This is a genomic window from Streptomyces sp. QH1-20, from assembly GCF_041283565.1.
In the GTDB taxonomy this organism is placed as follows: domain Bacteria; phylum Actinomycetota; class Actinomycetes; order Streptomycetales; family Streptomycetaceae; genus Streptomyces; species Streptomyces syringius.
The window spans coordinates 4595598-4614774 of record NZ_CP166299.1; the positions used below are offsets into that span (position 1 = coordinate 4595598).

A 19177-nucleotide genomic window follows, 5' to 3' on the forward strand; every position below is an offset into this window, starting at 1 on the left:
CGTGGCCAAGGTGACGCGGGACGATGTGGCGAGACTGGCGGGGACGTCGACCGCGGTGGTCAGCTATGTCATCAACAACGGGCCGAGGCCGGTCGCCCCGGCCACGCGGGACCGGGTGCTGGCCGCGATCAAGGAGCTGGGGTACCGGCCCGACCGGGTCGCCCAGGCGATGGCGTCCCGACGGACGGACCTCATAGGCCTGATCGTCCCGGACGCGCGCCAGCCCTTCTTCGCGGAGATGGCGCACGCGGTCGAGCAGGCCGCGGCCGAGCGGGGCAAGATGGTGCTCGTCGGTAACTCCGACTATCTCGACGAGCGCGAAGTGCACTATCTGCGGGCCTTCTTGGGCATGCGGGTCTCCGGGCTCATCCTGATCAGCCAGGGACCCAGCGAGCACGCCGCGACGGAGATCGACGCGTGGGACGCCCGCGTGGTGCTGATGCACCGCAGACCGGACGCGATCGACGATGTCGCCGTCGTGACCGACGACGTCGGCGGCGCCCAGCTCGCCACCCGTCATCTGCTGGAGCACGGGCACCCCTACGTGGCCTGTCTCGGCGGGACCGAGGAGACGCCGGTGATCGGCGACCCGGTCACCGACCACGTCGAGGGCTGGCGGCGGGCCATGCGCGAGGCCGGGAAGTCGCTGGAGGGCCGGCTGTTCCAGGCCCCCTACAACCGCTACGACGCCTACAAGGTCGCCCTCGGCCTGCTGTCCGGCCCCGACCGGCCGCCGGCCATCATCTGCGCCACCGACGACCAGGCGATCGGCGTCCTGCGGGCCGCGCGCGAGCTGCGCATCGACGTCCCCGGCGAGCTGGCCGTCGCCGGTTTCGACGACGTGAAGGAAGCGGCCCTCACGGACCCGCCGCTGACCACCGTCGCCTCCGACCGCATCGCCATGGCCCGCTCGGCCGTGGACCTGGTCCTGGACGACGCCCTGCGCGTCGCCGGATCCCGGCGCGAGCGGCTCAAGCAGTTCCCGTCGGCGCTGGTCGTCCGACGCTCGTGCGGCTGCGGCGGCTGACGCCCCCCGCCCCCTGCTCGTCGCCGCGTGATTTCTTGGCCCCACTCGCCAAAAGGCCAGGTCAGGTGGGTCTCCATGGTAAGTAACCCGTTTCTGTGACGGCCTGTCGTCCCCGGATAGTGGGCATCCGGTGTACGACGGGAGGCCGCATGGCGACGCACGGGGTTCAGCGGGGTTTCGGGCTGGTCCGGAGGATGGCGAGGGGAAACGGGTGCGCGTTGACGGCGGCCCTGGTCCTGGCCTTGGCGTCCACGGTGGGGACGCTGGCCGTGCCCTGGGCGGTCAAGGAGCTCATCGCCCGGATCAGCGACGGTGGCAGCCTGGTGGGGCCGGTGTCGATCATGGCCGGATTCGCCCTCGGCGGGGCCGTGGCCTCGGCCGTGTCCGCCTATCTGCTGGAGCGGATCGGCGAGGGGATGATCTTCCGGCTGCGGTCCGAGGCGATGGCCCACGGGCTGCGACTGCCGCTGCGCACGATCCGCGCGGAGGGCTCCGGAACGCTGGTCGCGCGGATCACCTCCGACGCGGTGCTGCTGCGCTCGGTGGTCGACGTCGGCGTGGTGCAGCTCCCGGTGGCCGCCGCGACCGTACTGCTGACCCTTGGCGTGATGGCCTACCTGGACTGGGTGCTGGCAGCCCTGACGGTCGGTGTCTTCACGCTCGTGGGCCTGGCCGTCGGCTGGGTCGTGGTGCGGGTGCGGCGCAATCTCATGGCGCAGCAGACCTTCCTGGGTGTGCTGTCCCAGCGCTTCACCGCGGCGCTGGGCTCGCTCACGACCATCAAGGCCTACCGGGCGGAGGAGCGCACCGCCGAGCAGCTCTCCGGCGACGCGGCCGTCCTGCGGGAGAAGGCGCTCAAGGGGGCGCGACTGCAGTCGCTGCTGTCCCCGGTGCTCGGCCTGGGGCAGCAGGCCGCGCTGGTCAGTGTGATCGTCGTGGGCGGTGCGCGGATCACCTCCGGCGACCTTGGCATCGCGGAGTTCGCGGGCTTCCTGTTGTATCTGATGCAGCTGGTGGGCCCGGTGATGCTCATGGTGACGGGCGTCAACCGGCTGCAGTCCGGTCTCGCCGCGCGGGACCGGTTCACCTCCCTGCTCACCTTGCCGGCCGAGGAGGACGCGGTGGCCTCGGTGGGCCGCGCCATCCTGCCCGGGCCTGCCCTGGAGCTGAACGGGGTCCACTTCGGCTACGGCGGCGACCCGGTCCTCCGGGGCGTCTCGTTCACCGTGCAGAGGACGGGGCTGACCGCGGTAGTGGGCCACTCGGGCGCCGGGAAGACCACCGTCCTCAGCCTCGTGGAGCGCTTCCTGGAGCCCGACAGCGGACGTGTCGCGGTGCTCGGGCGGGAGGTGCGGCACTGGCCGCTCGGAGCGCTGCGCGAGCGGATCGCCTTCACCGACCAGGCCTTCACTCTTCTGGAGGGCACGGTCCGGGAGAACCTGACGCTCGGCCGGAGCGACACCGCGCCGGACGACGAGCTGTGGGCGGCGCTGGCGGCGGTCGGGCTGCGCGAGGACGTGGCGGCCCTGGCCGACGGGCTGGATACCGAGCTCGGGCGGGCGACGGACCTGTCCGGCGGCCAACGCCAACGCCTCGCCCTGGCCCGGGTGGTGCTCTCGTCGGCCCCCCTGGTGCTGCTCGACGAGCCGACCTCGCAGCTGGACAGTGTCAACGAGCAGCGGCTGCGCGATGTCATGACGCGGGTGGCCCGCGAACAGGCGGTGGTCGTGGTGGCGCACCGGCTGTCGACCGTTCAACACGCGGACCAAGTCGTGGTGATGGACCACGGCCGGGTCGTCGATGCGGGGCGGCACGCCGAGTTGATGGCGCGCTGTGGCGTGTACCGGGAGCTGGTGCACTCGCAGGCGTGGGTAGCCTGACGAACTGCGCGTGAACGACGTGACAGTGATCACACGTCACCGCTCGAAGCCCTGCGGGAAAGGCTTCTTGGGGCACCTTGGGCGTCGGCAAGGGCAGGTGACCAGTGGTCACGGGTTGACGAACTCCGCTTCGAGGCGTTGGGTTGTCTACGCTTCCGTTTCCGTGCGGAAACGGAAGCGTAGGGGCGGCCGGGACCAGCCGTTCCGGGTCGGCACCCCTCCTTCGTGAAGACGGTGGTGCCGCGCGGGGCGGTCGGCTGTCATGCGACTGAAGGGGGAGCGGTTATGGGGCGTCCGCCGGCACTTCCCGCGGACGAGAAGTTCACTCTCGTCCTCGGGGTGCTCACGGGTGAGGAGACCGCGGCCGAGGCCGCGCGGCGGGCAGGAGTCTCCGAGCAATCGGTCTGGAACTGGAGGCGGCAATTCATCGAGGCCGGGCGGCTGGGGCTGACGGGCGAGGTCATGACGCGTGACGCCGCCCGGGCGGATGACATGTCCAAGGAGATATCCACATTGAAGACCACCATCGGTGAGCTGTATGTGGAATTGCGCCGTCACCGGGACCAGTCGCGCCGCCGCATCGGCACGCCGGACGGACTCCGGGTGAACCACCGGGTAGTCAATTAACGCCTTTCTTTAGCGGCTCGGTCGGGTGTTAGAAATGGCATTACCGATTCGGCGGGGGAGGAAATGGCGGCACGCCGTACCGCCGCCGATACCGCCGCGTGAGGAAGGTGCCCGATGAGTGGCCTGGTGGAGGACATCGGCTACGGCCGTCAGTTCGACGGCTGGTACGACCGGCTGTTCCCGAGGGACGGCCGCGCGGCGGGAACGGCGCGGCGGCTGACGGATCTCCACCCCGGCCCCGGCACCGGGACACTCGAGTTCGGTGTGGGCACCGGCCGCATCGCCCTCCCGCTGTCCGGTCACGTCGGGCGGGTCACGGGCGTGGACTCCTCCCCGGAGATGCTGGCCGGACTGCGCGCCAAACTGGCGGACGGCGGAGATGTGGAGCCGGTGCACGGCGATATCCGCACCTACAGCGAGAAGCGCCGGTACGGGCTCGTGTACTGCGTGTGCGGCACCCTCTCGATCCTGCTCACCTCGGACCAGCAGCGGCAGGCCGTCCGGCGGGCGGCGGACCTGTTGCTCCCCGGTGGCCGGCTGGTCGTCGAGACCCACAACAAGCCGGCCGTCGTCGCGCTGCACGAGGGCCGCACCCGCACCAGCTACTTCGTGCCCTACCCCGAGCCGGGCACGGGGGTGCAGACCCACTCCACTCTGCTGCCCGAAGGGGCGCTGTGGCACTGCTCGCACATCTGGTACGAGGCTGACGGCACCACCCGGGTGGGCACAGAGACGACCCGTATGACGCACCCCGACGAGGTCGACGCGTACGCGCGCGACGCCGGGCTGAAGCCGGAAAGCCGCTGGGCGGACTGGGACGGTACCGCATATCACGAGCAGGCCCCGACGTTTGTTTCCACCTATGTGAAAGAAACGGCCTGATCTGCAGCGCGGCGAGCATAAAGCAACGCCTTTCTTTAGTGGCTGCCGGGCGTGCTAGAAATTTACTTGTCGAAAAAACCGCAGAAAATCATCAATTCGACTTGCAGGGGGGAAAGTGCCGTCCATCGACCGTCAGTTTGCCGTGGGGCTGACCGCGCTCGCCGGTGCGAGCGTGCTCGCCGGTGCGGTGACACGTCGGCGGGGCAGGCGTGACCGTGCCCGCCGCTACCTGGCCCACACCAGGCCGAACGGCAGCGTCGTGGAGGTGGACGTCCACCTGCCCCCGAACGCCCGGCGGATTGTGCTGTTCGACAACGGTCTGGGGACTCCGCACGAGTACTGGGACTGGGTGGTCTCCGCGCTTCCCGCGGACATCGGATATCTGCGGTTCAACCGGCCCGGCTACGGGCTGAGTTCCCCGGTGCCCGGCCACGACCTGTCCGCGCACTTCGCCCTCATCGACGAACTACGCGCGCGCTTCCTGCCCTCCGACGCGCCGGTGACCCTCGTCGGCCACTCCCTGGGCGGCTATCTGGTGGCGGCGTACGCGGCCTTCCATGGAGCCGGCACCGGGGTGGAACGGGTGGTGATGGTCGACGCCACCAACGTCCGGCAACTCGGCGCCTCCCGGGGCCAGGAGACCGACCTCTGGTACTGCCAGATCCTGCTGACCGAGCAGGCCTACGCGGTCACCGGGCTCTCGGCCCTGATCCCCTCGCTCAACCGGCAGAAGACCTTCCGGCCGGAGGTCAACCGCAGCACCCGTGCGTTCCTGGCGCACCGCCGGGTATGGGCGACCGCCTACCGGGAGTACCGCGCCGCGATGGAGCACCCGGAGCCCACGGGGATCAAGGTCCCGCTCGATGTGATCACCGCGCAGGACAACCAGGGCAGCAACACCGACCACCTGTCCGTACAAGCGGAGTTCCTCGCCTACTCCGAACGCTCCCGTCACCACGTGATCGAGGGCTCGGACCACGAGTCGGTGCTGTCGTTCGAGCACCACGCCGCGCTGGTGGGCCGCGTTATCGCCGAACCGTTCCGCGATGCGGAGCCGGAACCGAAGAGCGAGGAGAGCTGGGAAGGGGTGCGCCCGTGAATCGCGAGCACGTCAAGGTGGCCGCCGTGACGGCGGGGCTGACCGGCTGGCTGCTGGCCACGACCGTGTCGCAATGCCCCGACCAGCGCTTCGACGCGCTGCTGCGCCGCGGCCGACTGCGTATTCCGGTTCCCAACTGGCGGTTCTTCGGGCCGAATCCTGGCGTGAAGGACATCCACCTGCTGTATCGGAACCTTGCCGACGAGAAGCCCGGCGCCTGGCAGGAGGTGCCTGTCACCCAGGACCGCCCCTGGTACGCCCTGGCGTGGAACGCCCGCAATCGCGCTCCCAAGGCTCTGTTCGACGCCTGCCAGGACATCTCCCTGGTCGCGCGGGCCTACGCCAACAACCTCGATGTCGTCGGCCGCACCCCCGGCTACCGGTGTCTGGCCGACTACATCCGCCAGCACCTCACGCACACCGAGGGCGCCTCCGCGGCCCAGTTCCTGCTGATGGAGTCCTACCCCACCAGTCTCACGGAACGGGAGATGAAGCCGGTCTTCGCCTCGCCGGAGATTCCGCTGCACAGTGCCGTGGCCGCTTAGGCGGACACGAACTGCTCGGCCGGAAGCCGCGTGCTCAACCACCTTCCCAGCAAGGTGCGTGAGCACGCGTCCTCCAGCCGAACGGTCTGGAGAACCACATCACACAAGGAGGAACCATGCAGGCTTCGGTCGCAGAGTTCGCCAACGCCCACCTGGCCGACGTCACCCCCGGCCACTTCGAGGTGGACAGCGCGGTCCCGACGCTCATCACTCCGTTCGCCACCCTGGCTACCCCGGAGGCCGCGGCCCTCACCGCCGCGACGGTGAACGCCACCGCCGCCGTCGCGAACAACCTCAACGGCCGCCACTGAGTCGACTGACGGGGCACGGTGTGCGTTGCGCTCACACCGTGCCCCGTCAATGGGCAAGCTACCTCAACCGTGCCCGCCCTGCGTGGTTCCCCGCAAGGGGGCCCGCCGTGCCCGAAGATGCCAAGGAGCCGTACCCGTATGTTCCGCCGCGTTCCGCCGGAGGTCACCTCCCGCCGCCTGGCGTCCCTGGGGACGTTGGTGGCGTCCCTGGAGATGCTGAGCCAGCCCCGCAGGTTCGACAAGGGCGAGCTGCTCAGCGGTCAGTTCGAAAACATGTACCCCAAACTGGCCAAGCGCTTTCCGCGACTGACTCGGGCGCTGGACTCCAAGCAGGCCGCCTTGGCCCTGTACTCGGTGCAGGCCGGTGCCTCGGCCTGCACGATGATCTGGCCGCAGAAGCGTTCCGTGCAGGCGGCCGGCGGCGCGGTCCTGGCGGTGGCGGGCTCGGCCAACCGGCTGCGCACTCCGTTCGGTGGGGACGGCGCGGACCAGCTTCAGCAGGTCCTCAACGTGGTGCTCGCTTCGACGGCGACGTTCCAGGATCCCGGCAAGGGCCGGGACGTCGCGATGCGAGCCCTCGCGATCGAGACGACGATCTCCTACCTGGCCTCCGGCGTGGTCAAGGCCGTCTCGCCGGTCTGGCTCAAGGGGGACGCGTTCACCGGTGTGATCCGCACCCGCAACTACGGGGACCAACGAGTCTTCGAGCTCGTCGAGCGCTATCCCCTGCTCGGCAAGCTGGTGTCCTGGGCGACCGTCGCCGTGGAGTGCGGATTCCCGCTGGTCTTCGTGCTGCCCAAGCCGCTGGCGCGCGCTTATCTGGGATCGATGACGCTGTTCCATATCGGTATCGGGCAGTTCATGGGGCTGAATCGGTTCGTACTGGCATTCGGCGCGACGCATCCCGCCGTGCTCTATGTCATCGACCAGCGAGGCAAAGCAAGAGTGGCTGAAACTGCACCCTCTCGGATTCGGCAGGCCCTAGGCTGAGCCACTCCACTCCCCCCATATAGCAGAGGATTAGCGAATGCAGCCTGCGCGCCGAATTGTCGTATACACGTTTCTTTCTCTGGCCACTGTCCTGGGTATTACGTTCTCGTCCAAGATCTATCCGGATAACCCGGCCCTTGGGCAGGTCGTGGTAGTGGGCGGTGCGGTGGCGATTGCCATAGCGGTGATGTCCAAGGACAAGAACAGCGGAAAGTAGAACGCTCCCAGCCATGACGGCACTCGCCATCGATTCCATATCCAAGCGTTACGGCGACCACCTCGCGCTGAACGAAATGTCCTTCACGGTGCCGGCCGGGGAGATATTCGGTTTCGTCGGCAGCAACGGCGCCGGTAAGTCGACCACGATGCGCATTGCGGTCGGTGTGCTCTCTGCTGATTCAGGTACCGTCAGCTGGGGAGGTGAGCCAGTCACCCCAGCCATCGCGTCCGTATTCGGATACATGCCGGAAGAACGCGGCCTGTATCCCAAGATGACCGTCGCCAAGCAATTGGTCTATCTCGCCAGACTGCACGGCCACTCCCGCGACGCGGCCGTTTCGGTCATGGAACGCTGGACCGAGCGGCTCAACATCGCGCAGCACCGCGACCGCCTCGTCGACGAGCTCAGCCTGGGCAACCAGCAGCGCGTCCAACTGGCCGCCGCCCTCGTCCACGACCCGTGCCTGCTGATCCTGGACGAGCCGTTCTCCGGGCTGGACCCCCTCGCGGTGGACGACATGAGCGAGGTACTGAAGGAGACGGCGGCCGCGGGCGTACCCGTGCTCTTCTCCAGCCATCAACTGGACCTCGTGGAACGCCTCTGCCACCGCGTCGGCGTCGTCCGGGCCGGCACCCTGGTCGCCTCCGGGACCGTCGAGGAACTGCGCTCGGACGAGCGGAACTCGTTGTACGTGGAGGTCGAGGGCGCACCGCCCGGGTGGCTCGCGGAGGTCGACGGCGTGCGGACGGCTCATCCCCTGGATGAGGGGCTGCTGGTCGAACTCGCCGACGGCGTCCACGAACACCTCTTGCTGGAAGCGGCCATGGCCGCCGGGAGAGTGCGGGCCTTCCGGCGCCAACAGCCCACCCTCACCCAGATGTTCCGCTCCCTGGTCGCCGACCCGGACCTCGACGGCGAAAGGACTACCGAGTGAAGCCCGACACCTCACGACGTGCCGGCGCGTGGCGCTCGGTCGGCCTGGTCATCGCCCGCGAAGTGGAATCCCGCATGGCTTCCAAGGGCTATGTCACCGGGATTCTCTTCACGGTCATCGCGGTGGTGGGGATCATGTTCTCGGTGGGCGGAGGCTCCTCGGGCGGTCACGACCTGGCCGTCACCGGTGCCCCGGTCGCCGCCTTCGGCACGGCTCCCGACGGATATGAAATCCACCAGGTGGCCGACGCGGACACCGCCCGTCGTCAGACCCACGACGACACCGTCGACGCGGCGATCGTCGTCCGCGCCGACGGTTCCACCGAGATGATGGTCCGCGGCAACACCCCCGACAGCGTACGGACGCAGGCTCTCACGCTCGTCCGCGGCTGGGCGACGCAGCACGCTCTGAAGGAACAGGGTGTGGACACCCGCCGATTGGCCGGGCGGGTGGCCGCGGCAGAGCCCAGGGTGGTCGCCGTCAGCGGGACCGCGAGCGACAGCGATTCCCTGGGCGCCGCCATCATCGTCACCGCCGTGCTGTTCTTCCAGATCTTCAGTGCCGGCATGGTCGTCGCGCAGGGCGTCGTCGAGGAGAAGGCCACCCGCGTCGTCGAGGTACTGCTCTCCACGCTCACCCCGCTACGGCTGATGGTCGGGAAGGTGGTCGGCATCGGCATCTCCGCCATCGGGCAGACCGCCGCGCTGGGGCTGGCCGTCGTGCTGGCCGGGCGGCTGGGCAACGTCGACGCGGTGTCCTTCCCGGGCACCGGGGCGATCGTCGCGGCCCTGGTCTGGTTCGTCCTCGGCTTCTTCCTCTTCGCCTTCTTCTACGCCGCCGCCGGATCGCTGGTCTCCCGGCCGGAGGACCTCCAGTCCGTCCTCATGCCCGTCATGATGACCACGATGCTCCCGTTGGGCGTGGTGATCGCCGCGGCGCAGGACCTCGCGGCTCCCTGGGTCACTGTCATCCGCTACATCCCGCCCTTCTCCGGTCTGCTGATGCCGCTCGAAGTGAGCGTCCACGAAGTCACCATCTGGCAGCAGCTCTTTGCCGCCGCCCTGATGCTTCTCGCCACGGCGGTCGCCGCCTGGGTGGCCGGGCGGGTCTACCGCCGTTCGGTGCTGCACGTCGGGGCCACCCTGCGCTGGCGTCAGGCGCTGGCCTCATGAGCGCCGCACCCGATGCCGCGATCGTCGGCACCGGGCCCAACGGCCTGGCCGCCGCGGTGACCCTGGCCCGCGCCGGGTTGCGTGTCGAGCTGTACGAGGGCGCCGACACCATCGGCGGTGGGCTGCGTACGGAGGCCCTTTTCGACGCCGATGTGGTGCACGACATCTGCTCGGCCGTGCACCCGATGGCCCCGGCCTCGCGGTTCTTGCGCGAGTTCGACCTCGCTGCCCGGGGCGTCGATTTTCTGCGCCCCGAGATCAGCTACGCGCACCCCCTCGACGGGGGCGACGCGGCCCTCGCCCACCACGACCTGACCGCTACCTGCGCGCACCTCGGCGCCGACGGGGCCCGCTGGCGGCGGCTCATGAGCCCTCTGCTGGCCCACAGCGAAGGTGTCGTAGACCTGCTCCTGTCCGGACAGCGTGGCGTGCCCGGCGACCTCGTCGCACCGGTCTTGCTCGCGCCCCGGGTGCTCGCCCACGGCGGCCCGCTCGCCTCCCAGCAGTTCACTACGGAACGGGCCAGGGCGCTGCTGACGGGGGTCGCCGCGCATGCCGTCGGGAGACTGCCGACCCTGCCCTCCGCTGCGATAGCCCTGCTGCTGGGCCACCTCGCGCACGGCACCGGCTGGCCCGTCCCACGCGGCGGCAGCGCCCGGATCGCCGAGGCGCTGGCCGCCGACATCACCTCCCACGGCGGAGTGATCCACACCGGGGCCCGCATCAACGACCTGCGGGAGCTGGGTCGGGCGCGCACGGTCTTCCTTGACACCGCTCCCAAGGGCCTCGCGCGTATCGCGGGCAGCCGACTGCCCGTCCGCTACGCGCGCGCCTTGGCCCGCTACCGCCACGGGCCGGCCGCAGCCAAGGCCGACTTCCTGGTCTCCGAACCGATCCCCTGGGCCAACCCAGCCGTCTCCAGGGCCGGGACGGTGCACCTCGGCGGCACCCAGGCACAAATGTTCCGCCAGGAGACCCTGACCGCGAGCGGCATCCCGACCGATGAGCCGTTCGTACTCGTCGTCGACCCCACGGCCGCCGACCCCGGCCGTGCCCGCCCCGGCAGGCGACCCGTCTGGGCCTACGCCCACGTGCCCAACGGCGACGACCGGGACCCGGTCGAGCTGGTCCGGTCCCGCATCGAACGCTACGCACCGGGCTTTACCGACACCATCATCGCCGAGCGTGGCATCAGCGGGCGGGACTACGAGGCCTACAACCCCAACTACGTGGGCGGGGACATCAACACCGGCGCGCTGAACCTCACCCAGGGCCTCCTGCGGCCCGTCCCGCGCCTCGACCCGTACCGCACGCCGCTGCCCGGCGTGTACCTGTGCTCGGCGGCCACCCCGCCCGGGCCGGGTGTCCACGGCATGTCCGGTTACTTGGCGGCCCTATCGGCGCTGCGCCGCGAGTTCGGCATCCGCACCCCACCGTCGCTGGCGCCGCGGCCCGCACCCGCAGACCACTGAACGACCGACCGCCGACTGACGAGACAAGGGAATCAGCACGATGCGCATACACAGACTCTCCTACGGTGCAGCGGCCCTGGCCTTCGCCGTCTCACTCCTCGGCCTCACCCAGCAGACCGCCACGGCCGCCGAGGCAGCGGGCGCCCTCACCGCCGTCAAGGGTGTCCCGTGGGCGGCGCAGCACGGGACGGCCACCGCGTCGGGCACCCGGTGGACGGAGAAAGGCTCCGGCATTTTCCCCGACCTCAAGATCAAGGGTGAGTTCAAGAACACCGGCAAAGAGTGCTATTCGGTGTGGGTCCAGTGGAACCTCGACCTCGTCCCCGGGCCCCCGTTCAAGCACGCCACGCTCTGTGGCGCCGGCATCAAGTCGATCGACTACACGTGGCCGAACTACAGCTTCACCACCACCGGTGACCTGTTCGTCTGTAAGGGCGACAAGGACACCAAGAACTGCGGGCCCCGGGAGTCCATGACCGCGTGGCCTGTCAAGCAGGCCCGCTAGTCAGGGTTGGCCAGGTCGCCGACGGCGCACATGGCGGGGGAGCGGTAGGCAGCGCTGACCCGCGCCAGCCAGTCCGCCTCGACCGCCCCCCGGTCGACCGTGAGGCCGGGGCCGTCGGCGCTGGCGGGGCGCCGCCCTGCCCGCTTGGCCTCGACTGCCGAGCCAAGCCAGAAGGCCTCGGCCGCGGCCTGTCGCTCCGGCTCCCGCAGCCCGGCCTCGGCCGCCGCGGCCAGGGCGCGGTCCCGCAGGCCCCGTGGCGCGTGGGCACGCAGCACCAGCTCGGCGTCGAGGATCTCGATCACCCGTCGGTGCAGCCGCAGGGGCAGGTTCCCACCCGGGAGGAGGTCGTCGCGCAGCCGGGGCGGTGGGCCGAGGACGACATCGGGGACGGCGGCGGTCAGTGACAGCCACAGCGGTCGCAGCTGATGCAGTCGGCGGTATTGCACCGCGTACCGCTTCAGGGAGCCGATGACCGGGAGCGAGCTGCCCACGAGGAGCAGGAAGACGGCCAGGAACTGCATGGCCACGACGCTGTCCTCCACGGACAGCTCGGCGTCGAGGTCTCCTACCTCCCAGTCGCCCGTCAGGCCCAGCAGGCGCACCGCGCAGTAGGCGCCGCTCAGGGCGCAGCCCGCGCCGCTCATGGCCAGGCCGGTGCGCACGACCGCCACCGCGGAGCGCCGGCAGGCGGAGGTGAACACCCAGGCGGCTGCGGTCATGCCGACGCCCAGACATACGTACCAAACCGCCAGATAAGCGGCGATGCCGCCGTTGCCGGGGCGGTGGGGGAGGAGCGGGTCCGCCTGGGTGATGTCGTCGAAGGACAGCCAGAAGATACCGAGGACGACCGCCGCGACGAGCACGGTGAGGCCGGCGACGGCGCGGTGGACGGCGGCGCCGACACGCTCGCCGAAGAGCATCAGGAACACCCAGTGGGAGAGGAAGCCGACCGCGACGACGCCCATGACGTGCATCAGCAGGAGCGTCAGGTTATGGATCCCGGTGGCGTCCTCCACCAGACCCCGGGCCGGGGTGACGCGCAGGGTGAAAGCGGCGGCCAGAGCGAAGAAGAAGCCCCACAGCGAGCGGGGAGCGGTGGATCTCCACGCGCCCGGCGACCGCAGGAGTGCCACGGTCCACAGCAGGACCACGTCCGCTGTCCGGAGGACGCCGTTCACGGCCCGCCCCGCAGGAGCCGGCGGACGCTGTCGACGACGCGGGCGGCCATGTCGTCGTCCGCGTCGGGTGCGCGCGTGGTGTGCCCCGTGCTGTGCAGGGACAGGAGCGAAGCGAGCATCTCCGCCTCCGCTTCCTGTGTGTTCGTGTACGTGGTGCGGCCCAGCGCGCGCCTGATCAATGACGGGCCGAGGTCGGGCAGCAGCTCCCCGATGCCGGGCAGATCGGCTCCCAGCCGGTGTCCGAACAGCACGTGCGCGCACTCGTGGAAGATGATCTGCTCCCGGTGCAGCGGCGAGGTGCTCGGCTCGAAGCAGATGTAGTCGGTGGTCCCGGTGGCGAGCCACAGTCCGCAGGGCGCGCCGGGCCCGCCTACGCCCGGCAACGGCTGCACCACGACGGGTCGGTCACGTCGGCGGGACAGGTGGTCCAGAAGGGCGTTCATCGTGAAGGGCCGCGGGAGATCCAGGGCGTCCAGGACGCTTTCGCAGCGCTGCCGGACCCGACGTAGCTCCTTGCGGGCTGTCGGACACCGCCGCGGTACGCGCACCGAATCCCCCTCGATTTCCCACGTCGCCGGCCCTCGCCCCCACGACGGACAGACCCGGACAGTCTATGCGGGGGAGCGCGGAAGATCAGTCCCGATCCGGCCGTTCCAGGGCGTGTAGCCGATCGATCATTCCGTTGATCGTGCGGAGGCTTTCCGGCGAGAGCTCGCCCACTCGCAGCGCGAGATTGCGGACCGCTCCCGTCTTCAGGAGGCTCAGCAGCTTGAGCTGTTCGTCCACGCGGTCGGCGACGTCGTCGTTGAGGAAGTACTCCGTCGGTACGTCGAAGTACTGGGCGAGGACTTCCAGATGCCGCAGTCGCGGGTTGGTCGCCTCACCCTTGTGCAGCTTCCAGATGTAGCTGGAGGAGATGACGCGCTCGCCCGCGGCCTCGTTGATCGACCGGGCGATCTCCTTGTAGTGCGGCGTCTCGCCGTCGGGGGTGACCATGGCGACGAGCCGGTCCAGCTTGTCGGGCAGCGACGCGCCCCCCGCCCAGCGGCCGCCGTCGGCATCCGTCATGTCCCGCTTCCCTTCAGCTCGCCTCGTCCCGCCCACCCTATTTCCCTGCGGAAACGAAAGAATTCTAAAATGGGGAGTCCTTCCCGGGTGGGGCGGCTCACCTTCCTGCCGTCCTTATACCGGGCATACCGACTTCTGCCGGGCTTCTTACGCCGCGCTCAGACAGTTCTCATGAAGGCGGAGGAGAGTCGTACCCATGACGGAGACGCACCGCCGCAGCGGCGACCAGGACCCTGACCCCCGCACCGAGCAGCAGCCCGGGGCCTACCCGACCCCTCCGGCGTACGCGCCGCAGCCGCCGGTCGTCACCGCGAGCGGCGTCACCGTCCGGCCGGGCGGCGGTGACCCCTACGGCTCGTACGACTCGCACGGCCCGGAAGCAGGGGCCGCGTACGGCGGGGGCAGCGGTGGCGGCTACGCCGGCTTCGCGGCGCACGCCCCCGCCGGTGGCCCGCCCGCCGGGCATGCCGCCCCGCGTGCCCGCCGGCCCGTGGCACTGCTGGCCGCCTGCGCCATCGTCGCGGCGGTCGTCGGCGGCGGCTCGGCCGCGCTCGTCGGGGAGCTGACCGACGGGTCGGGCGGCGGCGGGCAGTCGACGCCCGTGCGGAACGTGGCCTCCAAGAGCAGCGGCGTCTCCGCCGTCGCCAAGGCCCTGAAGCCCAGCATCGTGGAGATCAAGGCCGCCACCTCCTCCGGCCAGTCCACCGGATCCGGCGTGATCATCACGAGTGACGGCGAGATCGTCACCAACAACCACGTCGTCGCCGGCTCCGACACCGTGAAGGTCAACCTCAGCGACGGCACCACCAGGACCGCCAAGGTCGTCGGCACCGACCCCGGCAAGGACCTCGCCCTCATCAAGGTCGAGGGCGCCGGCTCTCTGAAGGCCGCCCAGCTCGGCGACTCCGGCAAGGTGCAGGTCGGCGACGAGGTCGTCGCCATCGGTTCGCCCGAGGGCCTGACCGGTACGGTCACCAGCGGCATCGTCTCCGCCCTGAACCGCGACGTCACCGTCTCGAAGGAGCAGGGCCAGGGGCAGGGCGGCCAGGACCGGCAGGACCGCGGCATCCCCCAGTGGCCCTTCGAGTTCGGCGGCAACCAGTACAACGGCGACACGGGCTCGTCCAAGACCACGTACAAGGCCATCCAGACGGACGCCTCGCTCAACCCCGGTAACTCCGGCGGCGCCCTCATCAACATGAGCGGCCAGATCATCGGCATCAACTCCGCGATGTACGCCTCCGGGTCGGGCGCCGGCGGCGGTGACTCCGCCGGCAGCGTCGGCCTCGGCTTCGCCATCCCCATCAACGACGTCAAGGCGGACCTCACCAAGCTGCGCGCCGGCGGCAGCGGCGAGTGATGGCGTCGCGTGACGGCGGCGCCCCGCCGCCGTGCCACGCTGAGGGGGTGCGGCACGCCCCCCGTTCCGCATCCCCTCAGTGACCCGTGAACCCCGTGAGGTACCCGCGATGAGCCCCGCCGAGCACGGCGACCAGCCCGCCCGCATCCTGATCGTGGACGACGAACCCGCCGTCCGTGAGGCGCTGCGCCGCAGCCTCGCCTTCGAGGGCTACGGCACCGAGCTCGCCGTCGACGGCCTCGACGCCCTCGACAAGGTCGACGCGTACGACCCCGAGCTGATCGTGCTGGACGTCCTCATGCCCCGCATGGACGGGCTGACGGCCGCCCGGCGGCTGCGTGCCGCCGGGACCACCGTGCCGATCCTGATGCTCACCGCCCGGGACACCATCGGCGACCGCGTCACGGGCCTCGACGCGGGCGCCGACGACTACCTCGTCAAACCCTTCGAGCTGGACGAGCTGCTGGCCCGCATCCGCGCCCTGCTGCGCCGCAGCTCCTACGCGGCCGCCGGCGGCCCGGCGCCGGCCGACGAGCACGCCCTCACCTTCGCCGACCTGCGGATGGACCTCGCGACCCGCGAGGTGACCCGCGGCGGGCGGGCGGTGGAGCTGACCCGGACGGAATTCACGCTGCTGGAGCTGTTCCTCACCCACCCCCGGCAGGTGCTCACCCGTGAGCAGATCCTCAAGTCGGTGTGGGGCTTCGAGTTCGAACCGAGCTCCAACTCCCTGGACGTGTACGTGATGTACCTGCGCCGCAAGACCGAGGCAGGCGGCGAGCCGCGTCTCGTGCACACCGTGCGGGGCGTCGGGTACGTCCTGCGGGCCGACGGCGGCGCCGAGTGATCCGAAGGTTCGGCCGGCTGCCCCTGCGCTCCCGGCTCGCCCTGCTGACGGCGGTGGCCGTCGCCGTCGCCGTGGCACTCGCCGCGGGCGCGTGCTGGCTCGTCACCAAGCAGCAGCTCGGGCACCAGCGCGACGAGACGCTGACCAGCGCCCGGGCTGACAAGGACTACCTCAGCGGGCTGCTGCGCACCTGTGACGCCAACCCCACCGGCGTGCCGGCGCCGCCCGGTTCGTACACCGTGCAGATCGTCACCGCCGGCGGGCTGGTCTGCACCACGCTCGGCAAGTCCCCGGTCCAGGTCGACGACGCCGATCTGGCCGTCGCCCAGGGGCGGCTGTCGGACACGCTGCACAACGCGACCGCCAAGGACGGCACGCGCATGCGCGTCGCGACCTCCGCGGGCCCACTGCCGAACACCGCCGTGTCCATCGCCCAGCCGCTGAGCGAGACCGAGAAACCGCTCAACACCCTCGCGCTGCTGCTGGTGATCACCGCCGGGGTGGGGGTGCTGGGCGCGGCGACGGCCGGTCTGTGGATCGCCCGCGCCGGGCTGCGGCCCGTGGACCGGCTGACGGGCGCGGTCGAGCACATCGCCCGCACCGAGGACCTGGCGGTGCGCATCCCCGTCGAGGGCGAGGACGAGATCGCCCGTCTCTCGCGCTCCTTCAACTCCATGACCGCCGCCCTCGCCTCCTCCCGCGACCGCCAGCAGCAGCTGATCGCGGACGCCGGGCACGAGCTGCGCACACCGCTGACCTCGCTGCGCACCAATATCGATCTGCTCGCGCGCAGCGAGGACACGGGCCGGGCGATCCCGCCGGAGGACCGCAAGGAGCTGCTGGCGAGCGTGAAGGCGCAGATGACGGAGCTGGCCGCACTGATCGGCGACCTCCAGGAGCTGTCCCGCCCGGACGGCGCCCCCGGCGGCCCGGTGCAGGTGCTGGCCCTGCACGACATCGCCGGGCGGGCGGTCGGCCGGGCCCGGCTGCGCGGGGTGGGGCTGACGATCACGGCGGAGCTGGATCCGTGGTTCGTCCGTGCGGAGCCCGCCGCGCTGGAGCGGGCGCTGGTCAATCTGCTCGACAACGCGGTCAAGTTCAGCCCGCCGGGCGGCGGCATCGAGGTCCGGCTGGCAGGCGGGGAACTGACCGTGCGCGACCACGGCCCGGGCATCGCGGCCGAGGAATTGCCGCACGTCTTCGACCGCTTCTGGCGCTCGCCCACCGCCCGCAGCCTGCCGGGCAGTGGCCTGGGCCTGTCGATCGTGGCCCGCACGGTGCGGCAGGCGGGCGGCGAGGTGACGCTGCGCGCGGCGGAGGGCGGCGGCACGGTGGCGTCCGTACGGCTGCCGGGCGCGCCGACGGCGCCCCCGCAGGTGTTCCCGTAGCGGTCGGGTCCGGGACGGCGACGCGAGGAAGGCCCCCACCATCGGTGGGGGCCTTCCTCGTTCCGTGCGCCACCAGGGACTCGAACCCCGGACCTGCTGATTAAGAGTCAGCCGCTCTAACCAACTGAGCTAGCGGCGCGGAATGAATATTACATGATCGGTCCCGGGGGTAAAAAGTGGCCGACGGGCCAGAGCGGCCGGGCCGCTACCGGCCCTTGCCGATGGGCAGTTCCACGCCGGTCAGATCCGCCCGGATGCCGTCCCGCTCGACCGTCACATGCCGCAGATGCAGATCCTTCGCCTGCTTCGGCAGCTGGAAGGAGAGCGAGAGCCGGTCGGACAGCTCGGGCGGGCGCAGCCCCATCAGGGCCGTGACCAACTTCGGGTCGATGCCGATCCGCTTCAGCAGCCAGGGGTGGTCGACCACGACGTCGACCAGGTTCACCCGCATCAGCCGCTCCACGAACCGGGGCGCGCCCGTGATCTCGCGCAGCCGGTCCTCGTCGCGCAGCGCGAGGGCGGCGGCCTCCTTCGGCACCCCGAGCCGCTCGGCCACGGCGGGCACCGACAGCAGTGCCTTCGCCCGCGCGGCGTCCCGGCTGATGCGGTCGGCCGTCTCGCGGTGCAGGACGAGCCCCTTGTCCTTGCCCGGGCGGTAGGTGGCGACACGGGGAATGTCGACGCTCATGCCGTCGATGTCGGTGGAGATCCCGCGGTCGCCGTCCCGCCGCAGCCGCGCCTGCGCCCGTACGCGCAACTCCTCACCGGCGACGGACAACTTACCGACCGCGCGAATCGAATTGTCGCCGTGGTCACTGAATCTGACCTGCGAGGCGCCGAGTTCCCGGTTCAGATCGTCGAAGGCCAGCAGCACCTCGCCGTCCAGATTTCCGATGACGGCACCGCGCACATCGGCCGGGAGATTCCCGGTCAGCCGGACGTCCTGGGCGCTCGCCTTCACTTTCGCCAGCGACACCCGGTCCGCCGCGACGTCCGGCACGGTCACATCGACCCGCGAGAGGCGTTTGGCGAAGACCTGGGTGAGAAAGGGAAAGCCGTGGATGTCGACCTGGGGAGCGGCTTCCAGACGGAGTTGGCGCTGGAGCGTCTGCTGCGCCTTCTTCTCCGCGTACATCACCGCGCAGCGGTCGGCGAGCGCCAGGAACGCGGCGCAGGCCACGACGCCGAACAGCAGCTTGGCGGTGCGGGGCACGGCGGAGAAGCGACGGCGGCGACGGCGCGAGCGGGAGCGCCCGGCACGGCGGTGGTCGGGCGGCGACCAGGCCTCTTCCTCGGCGGATTCCTCGCCGAGTCGGTCATTCGGGTCGTCGTACTTCAGCCCCAGGCCGAGGGGGTCGTCCTCGACCGGGCCGGGGGTGGTGCAGGTGTCGTCGTCGGTCTCGGCAGCCGGGTCGTGGGGGACACCGACGGGGACCGGAATCTCTTCCAGCGTCTCTTCCGGATCGGCCAGGGAAGCGAGTTCGTCATAGGGATTGGGGGGACGGTCAGGTATGCGCGTGGGGGTTCGCATCACCACATCCCACCACGCGTGAGGCCCTCGGACGCAAGGCCTACTGCCGGTTACGCGTAAATCCTGCGCTATTTCCGGCCGTTGAGCCGATGTGTTTTCGCCCACGGTGATCCGGCCGATTAGCGTGGCCGTATGGCACGC

At 70.4% G+C, this 19177-nt stretch carries 20 protein-coding genes and 1 tRNA gene; 16 read left to right on the forward strand and 5 right to left on the reverse strand.

From position 1 onward, the window contains the following. Position 1 precedes the first annotated feature (1 nt). The 13 genes from AB8O64_RS20905 (at position 2) to AB8O64_RS20965 (ending at position 11664) form a co-directional block, all read left to right on the forward strand. The gene (locus AB8O64_RS20905) at positions 2 to 1027 is read left to right on the forward strand and encodes a LacI family DNA-binding transcriptional regulator (protein WP_130879279.1); all 1026 of its coding nucleotides are present in this window, start codon (positions 2 to 4) and stop codon (positions 1025 to 1027) included. 218 nt (positions 1028 to 1245) lie between these two features. Further along, a complete protein-coding gene (locus AB8O64_RS20910; RefSeq protein ID WP_370420614.1) occupies positions 1246 to 2907 on the forward strand; it encodes an ABC transporter ATP-binding protein in 1662 nt (553 codons plus the stop codon). A gap of 285 nt (positions 2908 to 3192) precedes the next feature. After that, positions 3193 to 3534, forward strand: a complete 342-nt coding sequence (locus AB8O64_RS20915; protein WP_370420616.1) for a transposase — start codon at positions 3193 to 3195, stop codon at positions 3532 to 3534. A gap of 114 nt (positions 3535 to 3648) precedes the next feature. After that, positions 3649 to 4416, forward strand: a complete 768-nt coding sequence (locus AB8O64_RS20920; RefSeq protein WP_370420618.1) for a trans-aconitate 2-methyltransferase — start codon at positions 3649 to 3651, stop codon at positions 4414 to 4416. A gap of 115 nt (positions 4417 to 4531) precedes the next feature. Then, complete coding sequence (locus tag AB8O64_RS20925; protein ID WP_370420620.1) at positions 4532 to 5515, forward strand: alpha/beta hydrolase; 984 nt, start codon at positions 4532 to 4534, stop codon at positions 5513 to 5515. After that, positions 5512 to 6060 (forward strand): hypothetical protein, encoded by a 549-nt coding sequence (locus AB8O64_RS20930; protein WP_370420621.1) that lies wholly within the window; start codon positions 5512 to 5514, stop codon positions 6058 to 6060. The genes AB8O64_RS20925 and AB8O64_RS20930 overlap by 4 nt, the downstream gene beginning before the upstream one ends. A gap of 116 nt (positions 6061 to 6176) precedes the next feature. After that, a complete protein-coding gene (locus tag AB8O64_RS20935; RefSeq protein ID WP_370420622.1) occupies positions 6177 to 6371 on the forward strand; it encodes a linaridin family RiPP in 195 nt (64 codons plus the stop codon). A gap of 138 nt (positions 6372 to 6509) precedes the next feature. Continuing rightward, on the forward strand, positions 6510 to 7361 hold the full coding sequence (locus AB8O64_RS20940) for a hypothetical protein (protein WP_370420624.1): 852 nt from the start codon (positions 6510 to 6512) through the stop codon (positions 7359 to 7361). Positions 7362 to 7398: 37 nt separating this feature from the next. Beyond that, positions 7399 to 7578 carry a hypothetical protein gene (locus tag AB8O64_RS20945; RefSeq protein ID WP_370420626.1) on the forward strand — a complete coding sequence of 60 codons (180 nt, stop codon included), beginning with the start codon at positions 7399 to 7401 and terminating at the stop codon, positions 7576 to 7578. 13 nt (positions 7579 to 7591) lie between these two features. Further along, positions 7592 to 8515 (forward strand): ABC transporter ATP-binding protein, encoded by a 924-nt coding sequence (locus tag AB8O64_RS20950; protein WP_370420627.1) that lies wholly within the window; start codon positions 7592 to 7594, stop codon positions 8513 to 8515. Beyond that, positions 8512 to 9687 carry an ABC transporter permease gene (locus AB8O64_RS20955; RefSeq protein ID WP_370420629.1) on the forward strand — a complete coding sequence of 392 codons (1176 nt, stop codon included), beginning with the start codon at positions 8512 to 8514 and terminating at the stop codon, positions 9685 to 9687. The genes AB8O64_RS20950 and AB8O64_RS20955 overlap by 4 nt, the downstream gene beginning before the upstream one ends. Next, positions 9684 to 11159 (forward strand): phytoene desaturase family protein, encoded by a 1476-nt coding sequence (locus tag AB8O64_RS20960; protein WP_370420630.1) that lies wholly within the window; start codon positions 9684 to 9686, stop codon positions 11157 to 11159. Before AB8O64_RS20955 ends, AB8O64_RS20960 begins: the two co-directional genes overlap by 4 nt. A gap of 40 nt (positions 11160 to 11199) precedes the next feature. Next, the gene (locus tag AB8O64_RS20965; RefSeq protein WP_370420631.1) at positions 11200 to 11664 is read left to right on the forward strand and encodes a hypothetical protein; all 465 of its coding nucleotides are present in this window, start codon (positions 11200 to 11202) and stop codon (positions 11662 to 11664) included. Here the strand turns inward: AB8O64_RS20965 and AB8O64_RS20970 are convergent. From AB8O64_RS20970 to AB8O64_RS20980, 3 genes are all read right to left on the reverse strand, one after another. Then, positions 11661 to 12842: an MAB_1171c family putative transporter gene (locus AB8O64_RS20970; RefSeq protein WP_370420633.1), complete on the reverse strand. Its 1182-nt coding sequence runs from the start codon at positions 12840 to 12842 to the stop codon at positions 11661 to 11663. The genes AB8O64_RS20965 and AB8O64_RS20970 overlap by 4 nt on opposite strands. Next, complete coding sequence (locus tag AB8O64_RS20975; RefSeq protein WP_370420634.1) at positions 12839 to 13390, reverse strand: hypothetical protein; 552 nt, start codon at positions 13388 to 13390, stop codon at positions 12839 to 12841. The genes AB8O64_RS20970 and AB8O64_RS20975 overlap by 4 nt, the downstream gene beginning before the upstream one ends. Before the next feature lie 85 nt (positions 13391 to 13475). Then, on the reverse strand, positions 13476 to 13910 hold the full coding sequence (locus AB8O64_RS20980; RefSeq protein WP_370420636.1) for an XRE family transcriptional regulator: 435 nt from the start codon (positions 13908 to 13910) through the stop codon (positions 13476 to 13478). Between the two features lie 196 nt (positions 13911 to 14106). Between AB8O64_RS20980 and AB8O64_RS20985 the strand changes: the two genes are divergently transcribed. The 3 genes from AB8O64_RS20985 (at position 14107) to AB8O64_RS20995 (ending at position 17505) form a co-directional block, all read left to right on the forward strand. Further along, positions 14107 to 15270 (forward strand): S1C family serine protease, encoded by a 1164-nt coding sequence (locus tag AB8O64_RS20985; protein WP_370420637.1) that lies wholly within the window; start codon positions 14107 to 14109, stop codon positions 15268 to 15270. 109 nt (positions 15271 to 15379) lie between these two features. After that, positions 15380 to 16117 carry a response regulator transcription factor gene (locus AB8O64_RS20990; RefSeq protein WP_365379959.1) on the forward strand — a complete coding sequence of 246 codons (738 nt, stop codon included), beginning with the start codon at positions 15380 to 15382 and terminating at the stop codon, positions 16115 to 16117. After that, on the forward strand, positions 16114 to 17505 hold the full coding sequence (locus AB8O64_RS20995; RefSeq protein WP_370420639.1) for a sensor histidine kinase: 1392 nt from the start codon (positions 16114 to 16116) through the stop codon (positions 17503 to 17505). The genes AB8O64_RS20990 and AB8O64_RS20995 overlap by 4 nt, the downstream gene beginning before the upstream one ends. A 65-nt stretch (positions 17506 to 17570) precedes the next feature. Here the strand turns inward: AB8O64_RS20995 and AB8O64_RS21000 are convergent. Continuing rightward, positions 17571 to 17644, reverse strand: a tRNA-Lys gene (locus AB8O64_RS21000). A gap of 66 nt (positions 17645 to 17710) precedes the next feature. Continuing rightward, on the reverse strand, positions 17711 to 19036 hold the full coding sequence (locus tag AB8O64_RS21005) for a DUF2993 domain-containing protein (RefSeq protein WP_370420641.1): 1326 nt from the start codon (positions 19034 to 19036) through the stop codon (positions 17711 to 17713). Between the last annotated feature and the right edge of the window lie 141 nt (positions 19037 to 19177).